The organism is Spirillospora sp. CA-108201, from assembly GCF_050936235.1.
In the GTDB taxonomy this organism is placed as follows: Bacteria; Actinomycetota; Actinomycetes; order Streptosporangiales; family Streptosporangiaceae; genus Spirillospora.
This window is the reverse complement of record NZ_JBNJNE010000001.1, coordinates 1-14389: the sequence shown is the minus strand read 5'-3', so window position 1 is coordinate 14389 and position 14389 is coordinate 1. Positions and strand designations below refer to the sequence as shown.

At 75.1% G+C, this 14389-nt stretch carries 15 protein-coding genes and 1 pseudogene; 10 read left to right on the top strand and 6 right to left on the bottom strand.

Annotated elements, in window-relative coordinates:
• Nucleotides 1-149: 149 nt before the first annotated feature.
• Nucleotides 150-1127, bottom strand: a complete 978-nt coding sequence (locus ACQEU6_RS00080; protein ID WP_499328336.1) for a GlxA family transcriptional regulator — start codon at nucleotides 1125-1127, stop codon at nucleotides 150-152.
• 123 nt (nucleotides 1128-1250) lie between these two features.
• On the opposite strand from ACQEU6_RS00080, the gene ACQEU6_RS00075 reads away from it, so the two are divergent.
• The 3 genes from ACQEU6_RS00075 (at nucleotide 1251) to lexA (ending at nucleotide 3075) form a co-directional block, all read left to right on the top strand.
• Complete coding sequence (locus tag ACQEU6_RS00075) at nucleotides 1251-1676, top strand: hypothetical protein (protein ID WP_499328334.1); 426 nt, start codon at nucleotides 1251-1253, stop codon at nucleotides 1674-1676.
• Between the two features lie 9 nt (nucleotides 1677-1685).
• On the top strand, nucleotides 1686-2351 hold the full coding sequence (locus tag ACQEU6_RS00070; protein ID WP_499328333.1) for a DJ-1/PfpI family protein: 666 nt from the start codon (nucleotides 1686-1688) through the stop codon (nucleotides 2349-2351).
• Between the two features lie 61 nt (nucleotides 2352-2412).
• Nucleotides 2413-3075: a transcriptional repressor LexA gene (gene lexA / locus ACQEU6_RS00065; RefSeq protein ID WP_499328331.1), complete on the top strand. Its 663-nt coding sequence runs from the start codon at nucleotides 2413-2415 to the stop codon at nucleotides 3073-3075.
• Between the two features lie 18 nt (nucleotides 3076-3093).
• On the opposite strand, the gene ACQEU6_RS00060 is transcribed toward lexA, so the two are convergent.
• Both ACQEU6_RS00060 and ACQEU6_RS00055 read right to left on the bottom strand, forming a co-directional pair.
• Nucleotides 3094-3633, bottom strand: coding sequence for a YciI family protein (locus ACQEU6_RS00060; RefSeq protein WP_499328329.1), 540 nt, complete (start codon nucleotides 3631-3633; stop codon nucleotides 3094-3096).
• 22 nt (nucleotides 3634-3655) lie between these two features.
• On the bottom strand, nucleotides 3656-4987 hold the full coding sequence (locus ACQEU6_RS00055; RefSeq protein ID WP_499328327.1) for a cytochrome P450: 1332 nt from the start codon (nucleotides 4985-4987) through the stop codon (nucleotides 3656-3658).
• Nucleotides 4988-5047: 60 nt separating this feature from the next.
• Between ACQEU6_RS00055 and ACQEU6_RS00050 the strand changes: the two genes are divergently transcribed.
• Nucleotides 5048-5905, top strand: coding sequence for an SAM-dependent methyltransferase (locus ACQEU6_RS00050; protein ID WP_499328325.1), 858 nt, complete (start codon nucleotides 5048-5050; stop codon nucleotides 5903-5905).
• Nucleotides 5906-5995: 90 nt separating this feature from the next.
• Here ACQEU6_RS00050 and ACQEU6_RS00045 read toward each other — a convergent pair whose 3' ends face one another.
• Nucleotides 5996-6841 (bottom strand): LLM class F420-dependent oxidoreductase, encoded by an 846-nt coding sequence (locus ACQEU6_RS00045; protein ID WP_499328323.1) that lies wholly within the window; start codon nucleotides 6839-6841, stop codon nucleotides 5996-5998.
• A gap of 44 nt (nucleotides 6842-6885) precedes the next feature.
• Nucleotides 6886-7797, bottom strand: a complete 912-nt coding sequence (locus ACQEU6_RS00040; protein WP_499328321.1) for a class I SAM-dependent methyltransferase — start codon at nucleotides 7795-7797, stop codon at nucleotides 6886-6888.
• 337 nt (nucleotides 7798-8134) lie between these two features.
• Here ACQEU6_RS00040 and ACQEU6_RS00035 point away from each other — a divergent pair, with 337 nt between their 5' ends.
• The 6 genes and pseudogenes from ACQEU6_RS00035 (at nucleotide 8135) to ACQEU6_RS00010 (ending at nucleotide 13669) form a co-directional block, all read left to right on the top strand.
• Entirely contained in the window at nucleotides 8135-8320 is a 186-nt protein-coding gene (locus ACQEU6_RS00035) for a CbtB domain-containing protein (protein WP_179835852.1), read from the top strand.
• A gap of 8 nt (nucleotides 8321-8328) precedes the next feature.
• Nucleotides 8329-9120: a CbtA family protein gene (locus ACQEU6_RS00030; RefSeq protein ID WP_499328319.1), complete on the top strand. Its 792-nt coding sequence runs from the start codon at nucleotides 8329-8331 to the stop codon at nucleotides 9118-9120.
• Nucleotides 9121-9172: 52 nt separating this feature from the next.
• Nucleotides 9173-9680 (top strand): annotated as a pseudogene (locus tag ACQEU6_RS00025) (histidine phosphatase family protein).
• Nucleotides 9677-11725, top strand: a complete 2049-nt coding sequence (locus ACQEU6_RS00020) for a VWA domain-containing protein (RefSeq protein ID WP_499328317.1) — start codon at nucleotides 9677-9679, stop codon at nucleotides 11723-11725. The pseudogene ACQEU6_RS00025 and the gene ACQEU6_RS00020 overlap by 4 nt, the downstream one beginning before the upstream one ends.
• Before the next feature lies 1 nt (nucleotide 11726).
• Nucleotides 11727-12329, top strand: coding sequence for a cob(I)yrinic acid a,c-diamide adenosyltransferase (cobO, locus tag ACQEU6_RS00015; protein WP_499328315.1), 603 nt, complete (start codon nucleotides 11727-11729; stop codon nucleotides 12327-12329).
• Nucleotides 12326-13669, top strand: coding sequence for a cobyrinic acid a,c-diamide synthase CobB (locus ACQEU6_RS00010; protein WP_499328314.1), 1344 nt, complete (start codon nucleotides 12326-12328; stop codon nucleotides 13667-13669). The genes cobO and ACQEU6_RS00010 overlap by 4 nt, the downstream gene beginning before the upstream one ends.
• On the opposite strand, the gene ACQEU6_RS00005 is transcribed toward ACQEU6_RS00010, so the two are convergent.
• Nucleotides 13624-14389, bottom strand: a 766-nt coding sequence (locus ACQEU6_RS00005; RefSeq protein ID WP_499328312.1) for a cobaltochelatase subunit CobN, incomplete at its 5' end; no start/stop codon positions are given. The two genes, ACQEU6_RS00010 and ACQEU6_RS00005, sit on opposite strands and share 46 nt — an antisense overlap.

The following is a 14389-nucleotide window of genomic DNA, read 5'->3' as shown; positions in this document are numbered from 1 at the left end:
CTCCCGAGGCGACCGAAGCAATCGGTCCGCTCGCTACCGCCCCGACCTCGATCTAAACATCCCCCTGGTGTGCGAGGTGCTCGATCGCGCGAACCGGCCGCCCCGGGTTCCGGCGCCGCTCCGCGCTGGACGGCGAGGCCGCGGGCGGCTCACCGCGCGGTGCTCCGGGTGGTCGTCTGCGTGGCGCGGTAGTGGGACGGGGAGACGCCGTACAGGCCGCGGAACGCCTGGCGCAGCGCCTCCTCGCTGCCGAACCCGCAGCGGGACGCGATCGTCTCCACGGTCAGGGACGTGCCGGTGAGCAGGTGCGCCGCCGCCTCGCCGCGCGCCCGCCGCACGAACCGCCCCGGGGTCATGTCCAGCTCGGCCAGGAAGAGGCGGGACAGATGCCGCCGGCTCACCCCGGCCCGGGCCGCCAGGGCCGCCGCCGACAGGTCCGCGGCCGGGTTCCCGGCGATGTGCGTCACGGCGTCCCGGACCAGCGAGCTGCGCGCCGAGGGCGCCGTGAACATGCTCATCTGGGCCTGGTTGCCGGGCCGCTGCAGGTACGTCACCAGTTGCCGCGACACGCTCCGGGCCAGTTCCGGGCCCACGTCGGACTCGACGAACGACAGGGTCAGGTCCAGGGCCGCGGTCACGCCGGCGGACGTGCAGACCCGCCCGTCGGACACGAAGATCGGCCCGCTGTCGAAGTCGACGGCCGGGAACCGGCGCGCCAGGAAGTCGGCGTGCTCCCAGTGGGTCGACGCCCGCCGCCCGTCCAGGAGCCCGGCCGCGGCGAGGACGCCGGCGCCGGTGCACACCGACGCGACGCGGCGCGACTCCAGGCCGAGCCTGCGCACGTGCGCGACCAGCCGGCCGTCCTCCATGGCGTCGACGTAGCCGATGCCGCCCGACACGACCAGCGTGTCGAGCGGTCCCGCGGCGCGCTCCAGGGACTGCTGCGCCTGGAGCGTCAGGCCCGTCCCGGTGTGGATCGGCCTGCCGCCCGGCGAGGCCAGCGAGACCTCGTACACGCCGCGCCGGTTCAGGAAGTTGGCCACCTGGAGCGCCGAGACGACGCAGGCGATGTCGAGCAGTTCGGCCGCCGGGTAGCCCACCACGAGGACGCGCCGCAGTTCGTGCATACCGCCACGGTATTGCCCGTCAACGCGCCTATGCCCTATGTCCGATAGACGGCCACCCCAAGTTTTCGGACCTGCTCGCCGCCGGGACTGGCGGGCGAGCCCCGGCTCGCCGAAGGTGATGGCATGGCTACCACGTCCCGCACCCTGGATCCCGGTTCACCGGCGTCCGCGCACGCGCGCACCCCATGGCGGCGGCTCACCCTGCACTACGTCGAGATGGTGCTCGCGATGTTCGCCGGGATGCTCGCCTTCGGCGGGCTCCGCGCCCTGCTCGGGCTCACGGTCGCGTTCGACGCGCATCCGGGCGCCCACTACCTGCTCATGGCCACCGACATGGCCCTCGGCATGGCCGCGTGGATGCTCCTGCGCCGCCACGGCCTGGCCTGCACGCTGGAGATGTGCGCCGCGATGTACGCGCCGGCGGTGCTGCTCCCGCTCGTGTGGACCGGCGTCGTCGGCGGGATGGCGTTCATGACCGCCGCGCACGTGCTGATGATGGTCGCGATGCTCGCCGTGCTGCTCCGGCGCCGGCGCGAGTACGGGCACTGAGCGGCCGCCATGACCGAGTCCGAGATCACGGTCGTCATCCCGCTGTACGACCGCTTCACCGCCCTGGACGTCGTCGGCCCGTACCAGATGCTGGCCCTCACCCCCGGCGTGCGGGTCGTGTTCGCCGCCGAGCGGCCCGGCCCGGTGCTCGACGACTGCCGCACGCTCCGGCTGACCGCCGTGGGGCTCGACGAGGCGCCGCGCCCGGACGTGGTCGTCGTCCCCGGCGGGCCCGGCACCGTGCACGTCCTGGAAGGGGCGCTCCCGGCCTGGCTGTGCGAGGTCCACCCCGCCACCCGCTGGACGACCTCGGTGTGCTCCGGGTCGCTCGTCCTCGGCGCCGCGGGCCTGATCGACGGGCTGCGCGCGACCACGCACTACCGGCACCTCGACAAGCTCCCGCTGTTCGGCGCCGTCCCGGTCCCGGAGCGCGTGGTGGTCGAGCGCGACGCCCGCGTCGTGACCGCCGCCGGCGTCTCCAGCGGGATCGACATGGCGCTGCGGCTGGTGGAACTCCTGACCGACACGCGGACCGCCCAGGCCGTCCAGCTCTGGGCGGAGTACGACCCGAGGCCCCCGTTCGACACCGGCTCGCCGTCGCGCGCACCCGAGGACGTCGTGGAACTGGCCGCCGCGTTCGAGACGGCCGCGCTGGAGGCCGCCACGCGTTCCTGAGGCCGCGGCGGGGGCGCGTCCCGCCCGCTCTCCCGGCCGCCGCGCCCCTACAATTCCGTGGGTGACCGCCTACAGCGACGCCGACCCGTTCGGGGACCTGGACGCCTCCGCGCTGCCCCCGCGCCAGCAGCGGATCCTGGCCATGATCCGCGACTGGGCGGTCAGGTACGGGTACGCGCCGAGCACGCGCCAGATCGGCGACGCCGTGGGCCTGCGGTCGCCGTCCTCGGTGTCGCGCCACCTGGCGAGCCTGGAGGACCAGGGCTTCCTGCGGCGCGGCGACGCGGTGGCCCGGCCGATCGACGTGCGCGCGTTCCTGCGGGAGGGCCCGCCGCGGGAGTCGGCGGGCGGCCCGGTGACCGTGCCCGTGGTCGGGGACATCGCCGCCGGCGTCCCGATCCCGGCCGAGGAGCACGCCGACGACACGCTGCTGCTGCCCCGCGAGCTCACCGGGCGCGGCACCGTCTTCGGCCTGCGCGTGCGCGGCGACTCGATGGTGGACGCCGCGATCTGCGACGGCGACATCGTCGTGGTCCGCCGCCAGCCCGAGGCCCACTCGGGCCAGATCGTCGCCGCCATGATCGACGGCGAGGCCACGGTGAAGGTGTACCGGCGCCGCGACGGCCACGTCCTGCTCGAACCCCGCAACCCCGCCTACGACGTCATCGACGGCGACGAGGCCGCCGTCCTCGGCGTCGTCGTCTCCGTCCTGCGCAACCTCTGACCCCGGGCCGGGCTCAGGTCAGCGCCGTCCGCCGAACTCCCACTGGTGGACCTCGACGGCGGCGTAGCGGTCCTGCGTCAGGACGGCGCGGGCCGCGCCGGCGTCCGGGGCGCGGAGCAGCGCGGCCGTGCCGAGCCAGGCCGCTCCGTCGTCGGAGAGCAGGGGGCCGTAGGCGATGAGGTCGTCGCCCGCCGCGACCTCCAGGTCGACGGGCTCCCCCTCCCCCAGGCCGATGACCAGGAAGCGGTCGCCGCCCGTCCGGCCGCCGGGGAAGTCCCACATCGTGCGGCCCAGCGCGTTGCGCCACCGGCGCACCATGACGTCCCGGTACGCGCCCGCCTGGTAGTTCGGCTCGTCGAAGGCGAACGCGCGGGCGGCGGCGGGATCGGGCAGGTCGACGATGTGGACGCTGCCGGTGGGGACCTCGCCGGCGAACGTCGGGCCCCGGGCGATCAGCTCCTTCTCGAACCGGTCCATGTAGGACCAGTGCTGCTCCCCCAGTTGCTCGCGGAGCCCGATCGAGCCGGCACGGTCACGGTGGTAGCAGAAGAACTCCATCCGGTCGTTCTACCACCCGCGCTCAGGCCGGCCGGCGCGGGGTGAGGGTCATGTGGATGTCCTCGGCGGCCCAGAGCACGAAGCGCTCGACGGGCGTGACCGTCCGGCCGGGCGCCGGGCGGAGGGAGAAGCGCTTGAGGAGGACGGCCAGGACGAGCTGCGCCTCGACCGTCGCGAGCGCGGCGCCCTCGCAGCTGCGCGGGCCGATCCCGAAGGGGATGTAGGCCAGGCGCGGGCGGCCCGCCGACGCCTCCGGGGCGAACCGGCCGGGGTCGAAGCGCTGCGGGTCGGGCCAGTGGTCGGGGTTCGTGTGCACGGCCCAGAACGGATAGAAGACGGTCGTGCCCGCCGGGACGGTGTACTCGCCGAGCACGACGTCCTCGGTGGCCTCCCGCGCGCCGTACGGTCCCGGCGGGTACAGCCGCATGGTCTCCCGCAGCACCATGTCCAGGTAGGTCAGCCGCTTGAGGTCGGCGTACTCGGGAACGGGCCGGTCGCCGAGCACGCGGTCCAGCTCCTCGGCGACGCGCTCGGCCGCGTCGGGGTGCCGGGCCAGCAGGTACAGCGTCCAGGAGATCGCGACGCCGGTGGTGTGGTGGGCGGCGAGCATCGTCATCAGGACCGTGTCGCGGATCCGCGCCGGGGACTCCCCCGCCTCGGCCAGCGCCGCGATCAGGTCGCTGCGCCCGGCGGGCGCCGAGTCGCCGCGCTCGCGGTGCGCCTCCAGCACCTGGTCGACGGTGGCGCGCAGGTAGGCCAGGGCCTCCTCGGCGCGGCTCCCCGCGCCGTCCCCGGCCTGGCCCATGTACTCGGTGAGGACGGTCTCGAACGCGGACACGACCCGCGCGGCCGATTCCGGCGACTCCAGGCCGCTGCCGAGCGCGTACTGGCAGATCATGCGCAGCGAAAGCTCGCTCAGATCCTGCTGCAGCGCCACCGGGCCGTCGTGCGCCTCCCACCGGTCGGCCAGCTCGGCGGCGAGCGCGGTGAAGCGGGCGAAGTGCGCCTCGTGGGAGGGGCGCCCGGCCAGCACCGACAGCATCACCCGGCGCCAGGGGCCGTGCTCGTCCGCCGGGATCGTCTGCAGGTTGCCCGACTCCTGGAGCGGCGCCAGGAACTCGAACAGCTTCTCCGGCCGCTTGTTGATCTTCGCGGTGGCCTCCAGCAGCACCGGGTCGGCCACGGACACCGCCAGGCCGGCCCCGGGCAGCGGGAACCGCACCACCGGTCCGTACTCGGCGTGCAGCCTCAGCTGGTACTCGTGGAGCCCGCCGGCCGCCGCGATGGCCGCCGTCCCGTCGTCCCCCGCGGGCGGACCGGGGATCCGCGATGGGGTGTCGGCGTCGCTTCGCATTCGAGCCCTCCGCGTCGGCGTCATCGTTTCGGTTGTTTCCGAGTTGATCTCAATGCTTACATGTCCCGGGTAACTTCGCGACATTTCCCAGGCCGGAGAGTCGCGGCGCCGAGAGTCGGGGAGAGGACGCTGGACACCGTCGATCCGCACACGCCGAACGTTCCGCGGATGTACGACTACCTTCTGGGCGGAAAGGACAACTACGCCGCCGACCGGGAGGCCGTGGACGAGGTCGTCAAACACGCCCCCGACACGCCCTTCATGGCGCGCCAGAACCGCGCGTTCCTGCGGCGCGCGGTGCGCTTCCTCGCCGAGTCCGGGATCCGGCAGTTCATCGACATCGGCTCGGGCCTGCCCACCCAGGGCAACGTGCACGAGATCGCCCACCAGGTCGCGCCGGACGCCCACGTCGTGTACGTCGACATCGAGCCGGTCGTGCTGGTCCACGGGCGGGCGCTGCTGGCCGGGACGCCGGAGGTGACCGTCATCCAGGGCGACGCCCGCCGCCCGGGCGAGGTCCTGGCGCACCCCGAGCTGAACAGGCTCATCGACTTCGACCGGCCGGTCGCCGTGCTGATGCTGGCCGTGCTGCACTTCATCGGCGACGGCGACGACCCGCCCGGGATCGTGGCGCGGCTCCGCGAGGCGATGGCGCCCGGCAGCTACCTCACGGTGTCGCACGTGACCGCCGACTTCGACGCCGACCTGAGGGTCCGGCACGCGGGCGCCGTGTACGAGCGGGCCACGTACCAGATCACCCTGCGCAGCCGCGCGGAGGTCACGCGGCTGTTCGACGGCTTCGACCTCGTGGACCCCGGCCTCACCACCCTGTCGATGTGGCGTCCCGATCCGGGCTCGACCGTGCCGCCCCGCGCGGACCGCCAATGGTGCTACGCGGGGGTCGGCCGAAAGCGCTGACCACCGATCAATGCCATTATTTACGGCATTTCGGACGAGCTTGGCTAAACGGGTTAAAGACCCTTCTTCATCCGCGTCGCCCCGGCCGCGTCACAGGCCGAGGCGGGCGGCGTGACGGCCGAGGAAGGCGACGACCTCGTCGGCGGACCGGTCCGGCAGCCCCCAGATGATCTCGGTGACGCCGGCCTCCTCCCAGGCGGCGACCTCCTCGGGCGAGGGGCGCGCCGCGGCCAGGACGCGGACCTCCGGCCGGCCGTCGCGCCCCGCGTCCGCCCACGCCGCGCGCAGGGCGGCGACCTTCGGCAGGATGTCGCGCTCGGTCGGGGTGGTCATCCAGCCGTCGGCGTGGGCGGCGATCCACGCGAGCGTCTTCGGGCCGCCGCCCGCGCCGATCAGCAGGGGGACGTGGGCCTGGACGGGCTTCGGCCACGCCCAGGACGGCCCGAACGAGACGAACTCCCCCGCGTAGGAGGCCTGCTCACGCGTCCAGAGGGCCCGCATCGCCTCCACGTACTCGCGCAGCACCGTCCGGCGCCGGTCGGCCGGCACGCCGTGGTCGGCGAGCTCGTCGGTGTTCCAGCCGAACCCCGCCCCGAGCGTGATCCGGCCGCCCGACAGGTGGTCGAGCGAGGCGACCGTCTTGGCGAGCGTGATCGGGTCCGACTCCACCGGCAGCGCGACGGCCGTCGCGAGCCGGATCCTCGAGGTGACGGTGACCGCGGACGCCAGCGCGACCCAGGGGTCGAGCGTGCGCGTGTAGCGGTCGTCGGGGAGCGTCTCGTCGCCCGTCCCGGGGTGCGCGGCGTCGCGCCGGACCGGGATGTGCGTGTGCTCGGGCACGTAGAAGGTGTGGAACCCGTTCTCCTCGGCGGCCTGCGCGGCGGCGGCGGGCGTGATGCCCCGGTCACTGGTGAAGAGCACGATGCCGTGTCGCATGCGGCCGATACTAGAACGCGTTCTATCCTCGCGCCGAGGGCGGGCTACCCCCGGCGTCCGCCGCGCAGGGCGCGCGGGAGGGCGGTGGCCGCGCGGCCGACCCGGAAGCTGACCGAGCCGCGGACGGCCTCCAACTCGCCGCGGGCGCGCGACAGCCTGTCCTCCGCGCGGGCGAGCCGCTTCTCGGCCCGCGCGAGCCGCTCCTTCAGCCGGCCCGTCTCGTTCGGCGGGCGCGTCGCCCCGCTGCCCTTGACGCGGACGAGCCGCCGCCCGGCGACCTGCTGGACCTCGTGCCAGGCGTCGTCCCGCGACGCCAGCCAGTCCAGGAGGTCGTCCTGGACCGCGTCGGCGTCGCCCCAGGTGCCGTAGAACTTCTGGGTGGTGACGCAGATCGGGCGCAGGCCGCCGGTGGCCACCGACTCCCAGACCGCGGCGGAGACCCCCGGGGTGTGCTCGGACCGGTAGTCGTCGCAGACGATGAGGCCGCCGCTGGGGAGCAGCACCTGGGCGGCCTGGATGTCGGCGTGGACGTGCTCGTACAGGTGGGACGCGTCCACGTGCACGAACCGGCAGGTCTCCGGCTGGACGTGGTCCAGGATCATCGAGGTCGGGCCCTGCACGATGTCCGGGAGGCGGTCGTGGAAGGCGCGGTAGTTCGACTCGAACGCCTGGCGGGTCAGGGTGGAGTAGGAGCCCTGCATCTCCGCGCGGTTGGAGTCGTCGGGGGCGTCGCCGTCGAACAGGTCGCAGACGGTGAAGGTCTCGCCCTCCTTCACGTGGCGGCCCATCAGGATGGCGCTCTTGCCGAGGTAGGAGCCGAGTTCCACCAGGTCGCCCCGCTCGCCGAGCCGCTCCTGGCGGTCCAGGAGCCAGGTGAAGAGGAGTTGGTCGATCTTGGGGAACCATCCCTTGACATCGTCGAGGGAGGCAGGCCGGCCGGTCTCTTGGCTGATCATGCAGGGGGCTCCAACGTCGTCGTTGTCGACAGCGGGGGGACGCGAGACGAAAATCGCCATGATAGGCGAGTCGCTCTTGATCGCAACAAAGCCGGATTTCAGGCTCTTACTTGCGGCTTATCCGGTTCCACGGGCGGGTCGGAGTCGGGGGCACGCTGTTGACAGTGCGTTCGCCGGGACCGTACGGTTCGGCTGATTCACGGTTGCCCGAGGGAAATCCGGTGAGATGCCGGTGCGGACGCGCCACTGTATCCGGGACGACGATCCCGGGAGCCAGGTCGCTCGGGTGATCGCGACCTCATTGTCCGGGACGCGCCAGATCCCCTACGGAGGCTCCGTGAGCACGCTGTCGGCTCGCCACATCCCCCTTTCCCACCTCGTTCCCTGGCTGCTCGCGGTTCCCGCGCTGCTGCTCCTCGGCTACCTCGTCCTGATGGACAACGGCGCCGTGTCGCAGACCGGCGGCTACCTCCACGAGCTGATGCACGACGGGCGGCACCTGCTCGGCGTGCCCTGCCACTAGGCCGCCGCATGGTGCGCACCCTGCTGGTCAGGGGCCTTCTTCTGGGCCTGCTGGCCGGTCTCGTCGCGGGCGTCTTCGCCTTCGCGGTCGGCGAACCCCGCGTCGACGACGCGATCGCCCTGGAGAACGCCGCCGCCGCGCACGAGCACGGCGCGGCGGCCGGCCCCGAGTCCGCAACACACGGGCACGGGTCCGGAACACACGAACAGGAATCCGGAACACACGAGCACGGCGAGGAGGTGAGCCGCGGCACGCAGAAGGCCGGGCTCTTCCTCGCCACCGGTCTCTACGGGCTCGCGGTGGGCGGCGTCTTCGCGCTCGCCTTCGCGGGGCTGCGGGGGCGCGTCGGGCCGCGCTCGGACGCCGCGCTCGCGCTCGCCGCCGCCGGGACGGCCTTCGCCGCCGTCATCGTCGTGCCGTTCCTGAAGTATCCGGCGAACCCGCCCGCGGTGGGCGACCCGGAGACGATCAACACCCGCACCCTGCTGTACCTGGCGATGATCGGGGTGGGGCTGCTGTCCACCGCCATCGCCGTGACCACGGCGCGCAGCGTGCGCGGCGGGCCGTGGGCGCGGTGGCCGGCGGCCGTGCTGGCGTTCGTCGTGCCGGTGGCGGTGGCGTCGCTGCTGCTGCCCACCGTGGACGAGGTGCCGGACGGGTTCCCCGCCACGCTGCTGTGGCAGTTCCGCATCACCTCGCTCGGGACGCAGCTGGTGTTCTGGGCGTCCTTCGGAACCCTGTTCGGGTGGTTCTGCGACCGGGCCGCCCGTGCCCCGGCCCCGGCCCCGGCCCCGGCGTGAGCGGGCCGCCCTGACCGGCGTGCTGTTCGTGCGGCACGCGACGTCGGCGGGGATGCGGGAGGCCCGCTTCCCCGCCGACCCCGCCGCCGACCCGTCCGGCCTGGCGAGGGCGAAGGCCCTGGCCGGGGCACTGCCGGACGGGGAGGCGTGGACGTCGCCCGCCCGCGCCGCCCGGGAGACCTGCGCCGCGCTCGGCCTGGACGCCCGCCCGGTCGCGGCGCTCGCCGAGGCCGACCACGGTTCCTGGGCGGGCCTCCGCCTCGCGGAGGCCGGCCGATCCGGACGCGCTGGCCGCCTGGCTGTCGGACCCGGACGCCGCGCCGCACGGCGGCGAGAGCCGGTCCGCGCTCGCGGCGCGGGTCGCGGCGTGGCTCGGCGGCCGCCCGTCCGGCGTCGCCGTCTGCGACGCGGGCGTGATCCGGGCGGCGCTCGCCCACGCGCTCGGCGCCGGCGTCCTCGCGGCCGACCGGATCGACCTCGCGCCGCTGTCCACCACGAGGCTCGCCGCCGCCGGGAGCGGCTGGCGGGTCGCCCATGTCAACCGGAAGGTCCAGGTGTGAACGTCGCCTACCCGTTCAGCGCCGTCGTCGGGCTGGACGACCTGAAGCTGGCGCTGCTGCTCAACGCCGTCTCGCCGCGGGTCGGGGGTGTGCTGGTGCGCGGCGAGAAGGGCACCGCCAAGTCGACGATCGTGCGGGCCCTGGCCGCGCAGCTCCCCGCCGTGGACACGGTGCCGGGCTGCCGGTTCGCGTGCGACCCGGCGGCGCCCGACCCGTCCTGCCCGGACGGCCCGCACGAGCCGGGCGGACCGGCGGTGCGGCGGCCGTCCGCGCTGGTGGAGCTGCCGGTGGGCGCCTCGGAGGACCGGCTCGCCGGGTCGCTGGACGTGGAGCGCGCCCTGACCGAGGGCGTCAAGGCGTTCGAGCCGGGGCTGCTCGCCGCGGCCCACCGCGGCGTCCTGTACGTGGACGAGGTGAACCTCCTGCACGACCATCTGGTCGACCTCCTGCTGGACGCCGCCGCGCTCGGCACCTGCTACGTGGAGCGCGAGTCGGTGTCGGTGCGGCACGCGGCCCGGTTCCTGCTGGTCGGGACCATGAACCCCGAGGAGGGCGAGCTGCGCCCCCAGCTCCTCGACCGCTTCGGGCTGACGGTCGAGGTGCGGGCGTCGCGGGACCCGAGGGAGCGCGCCGAGGTCGTCCGGCGGCGGCTGGCGTTCGAGGCCGGCCCCGCCGCCTTCGCCGCGCGCTGGGAGGACGCCGAGGCCGAGCTGGCGCGGCGCATCTCGGCCGCGCGGGAGAGGCTCGCCGGGGTCGCGCTGCCGGACGAGCGGCTGGAGCAGATCGCGGCGGTGTGCGCGGGCTTCGAGGTGGACGGGCTGCGCGCCGACCTGGTCACGGCGAACGCCGCCCTCGCGCACGCCGCGTGGCGGGGACGCGAGGAGGTGACCGACGAGGACGTGCGCGCGGCGGCCCGGCTGTCGCTGCCGCACCGGCGCAGGCGGGACCCGTTCGACGCCCCCGGCCTGGACGAGTCCCTGCTCGACGAACTGCTCGACCGCACGTCCCCCGACGGCCCTCCCCCGGACGGCGGCGGGGGCGGCGAGGAGCCCTCGTCCCCGGACCCGGACCCGGGCCCGGGGCAGGGCGCGGGCACGGGGCAGGGCGCGGGCACGGAGCAGAACGCGAACTCGCCCCAAGGCGCGGACATGGAGCGGGACGCGAGCTCGTCCCAGGACGCGGGCACGGAGCAGAACGCGGGCTCCGGGCAGGACGGGCGGCCCGGAGGCGGGGGCGGCGAGCGGGTCGCGGCGGCCGCCGCGCCGCACGCCGTGCCGCTGCTGGAGGTGCCGGGCGTCGGCGAGGGCGCCGCGGGACGGCGGTCGCGGTCGCGGGCGGCGCGTGGCCGGGTCACCGGGGCGCGCCGCCCGGCCGCGAAGGTCCGCGACCCCCACGTGGTGGCGACGCTGCTGGCCGCCGCGCCGCGGCAGCGGGCGCGCGGCCGGTCCGGCGCCGGCCTCGTGCTGCGCCCGGACGACCTGCGGGAGGCGGTCCGCGAGGGCCGCGAGGGGAACCTGGTGCTGTTCGTCGTGGACGCCAGCGGCTCGATGGCCGCGCGCCGCCGCATGACGACGGTGAAGACGGCCGTCCTCAGCCTGCTGCTGGACGCCTACCAGCGCCGCGACAAGATCGGCCTGATCACCTTCCGGGGGCGGACCGCCGAGCTGGTGCTGCCGCCGACGTCGTCGGTCGAGGCGGGCGCGGCGCGGCTGCGGGCCCTGCCGACCGGGGGCCGCACGCCGCTGGCCGCCGGGCTCGCGCGCGCCGCCGAGGTGCTGCGCGCCGAGCGGCTGCGCGACCCGGCGCGGCGCCCGCTGCTCGTGGTCGTCACCGACGGGCGGGCGACCGCGGCCGGCGACGTGGACCGGGCCGCCGGGCCGCTGGCCGGCACCGCCGGCATCGTCGTGGACTGCGAGGACGGCCCGGTCCGGCTCGGCCTCGCGGGACGCCTCGCGGCCCGGCTCGGGGCGCGGCTCGTCCCGCTCGCCGACCTCGACGGGATCGTCCGCGCCCACCGCGGGCGCGACGCTGGAAAGGCGGCCTGAGATGCCCCAGGGAAAGCCCGTGTCCGTCCCCGACGACGGCCTCACCACGCGGCAGCGCCGCACCCGGCCCCTGCTGATGGTCCACACCGGCCCCGGGAAGGGGAAGTCGACGGCGGCGTTCGGGATGGCGCTGCGGGCCTGGAACCAGGGCTGGCCGGTCGGGGTGTTCCAGTTCGTGAAGTCGGCGAAGTGGCGGATCGGCGAGGAGCGGGCGCTGCGCGTGCTCGGGGAGAGCGGCGAGGGCGGGCCCGTCGCCTGGCACAAGATGGGCGAGGGCTGGTCGTGGATCCAGCGGCCCGGCGCCGAGGAGGACCACGCGGCCGACGCCCGGGAGGGCTGGGCGCAGATCAAGCGGGACCTGGCCGCCGAGACGTACCGTTTCTACGTGCTCGACGAGTTCACCTATCCGATCAAGTGGGGCTGGCTCGACCTGGACGACGTGGTCGAGACCCTCGCCGCGCGTCCCGGGAACCAGCACGTCGTCGTCACCGGCCGGGACGCGCCCGGCCGGCTGGTCGAGGCCGCCGACCTGGTGACGGAGATGGGCAAGGTCCGGCATCCGATGGACGCCGGGCAGAAGGGGCAGCGGGGCATCGAGTGGTGATCCCCCGGCTGGTCGTCGCGGCGCCGGCGTCCGGCAGCGGCAAGACGACCGTGGCGACCGGGCTGATCGCGGCCCTGCGGGCGCGCGGTCTCGCCGTGTCCCCGCACAAGGTCGGCCCCGACTACATCGACCCCGGCTACCACGCGCTCGCGGCGGGACGGCCCGGCCGCAACCTCGACCCGTGGCTCGCGGGCGAGGAAAGGGTGGCGCCGCTGTTCCTGCACGGCGCCGCCGGCTGCGACGTGGCGGTGGTCGAGGGGGTCATGGGCCTGTTCGACGGGCGCGGCGACACCGGGTTCGCGTCCACGGCGCACGTCGCGCGGCTGCTCGCGGCGCCGGTGGTGCTGGTCGTGGACGCCGCGCGGCAGAGCCGGTCGGTGGCGGCGCTCGTGCACGGTTTCGCGACGTTCGAGCCGGGCGTGCGGATCGGCGGCGTCGTCCTCAACCGGGTGGGCTCGGAGCGGCACGAGGAGCTGTGCCGGAGCGCGCTGGAGGCGACGGGCGTGCCGGTGCTCGGCGCGATCCGGCGGGACGACGCGGTGGTCACGCCGTCCCGCCACCTCGGGCTGATCCCGGCGGCCGAGCGGGGCGCGGACGCCGTCCGGGCGGTGGAGCGGCTCGGCGCGCTGGTGGAGCGCTCCTGCGACGTGGACGCCCTGCTCCGTCTGGCGGCCGCCGCTCCCCCGCTGCCGGGGCCCGCGTGGGATCCGTCCGGCGAGGTGGTGCCGGTCGAGGGCGGCCCGGTGGTCGCGGTCGCGGGCGGGGCGGCGTTCACCTTCTCCTATGCCGAGCACGTGGAGCTGCTGCGCGCGGCGGGCGCCGACGTGGCGGTCTTCGATCCGCTGCGGGACGAGGCCCTGCCGGACGGGGCCGCCGCGCTCGTCGTCGGCGGCGGCTTCCCGGAGGTGCACGCCGCCGATCTGGCCGCCAACGCGCCGATGCTCGCCGAGGTCGCGGCGTTCCCCGGTCCGATCGCCGCCGAATGCGCCGGGCTCCTCTACCTGTGCGAGGAGCTCGACGGCCGGGCGATGTGCGGGCGGGTGCCGGGGCGCGCGCGGATGACGTCCCGGCTGACGCTCGGCTACCGGGAGGCGGTCGCGGTGGCGGAGTCGCCGCTGACCCGTCCCGGTGAGCGGTTCCGCGGCCACGAGTTCCACCGGACGGAGCTGGACGCGGCGCCGGGCACGCGGGCCGGGCCGCTGTTCCGGTGGCGGGACGGCCGCGACGGGTACGGCGACGACCGGATCACCGCCTCCTACCTCCACCTGCACTGGGCGGGGTTCCCGGAGGCGGCTCAGCGGCTGGTGTCGTCCTCCAGGTCGCCCTCCGTCTTGAGGTAGACCTCCTGGAGCCCCTGCAGGACCGCCGGGTCGGGGTGCTCCCACAGGCCGCGCTCGGCCGCCTCCAGCAGCCGTTCGGCGATGCCGTGCAGCGCCCACGGGTTCGACTCCGCCATGAACGCGCGGTTCTCCTCGTCCAGGACGTAGGCGGCGGTGATCCGGTCGTACATCCAGTCGGCCATGACGCCGGTGGTGGCGTCGTAGCCGAACAGGTAGTCCACGGTCGCGGCCAGCTCGAACGCGCCCTTGTAGCCGTGCCGGCGCATCGCGGCCAGCCACTGCGGGTTCACGACGCGGGCCCGGAAGATCCGCGCGGTCTCCTCCGCGAGGGTGCGGGTGCGCACGGCGTCCGGGCGGGTGCTGTCGCCGACGTAGGCCTCCGGGGCCCGGCCGGTCAGCGCGCGGACGGTGGCGATCATGCCGCCGTGGTACTGGAAGTAGTCGTCGGAGTCGGCGATGTCGTGCTCGCGGGTGTCGACGTTCTTGGCGGCGACGGCGATCCGCCGGTAGGCGCTCTCCATGTCGGCGCGGGCGGGCACCCCGTCGAGGTCGCGGCCGTAGGCGTGGCCGCCCCACACCGCGTAGACCTCGGCGAGATCGGCGTCGTCGCGCCAGTTGCGGCTGTCGATGAGCGGGAGCAGCCCGGCCCCGTAGGCGCCGGGCGCCGACCCGAACACGCGCAGGGTGGCGCGGCGCTCGTCGCCGTGCCGCTCCCGGTCG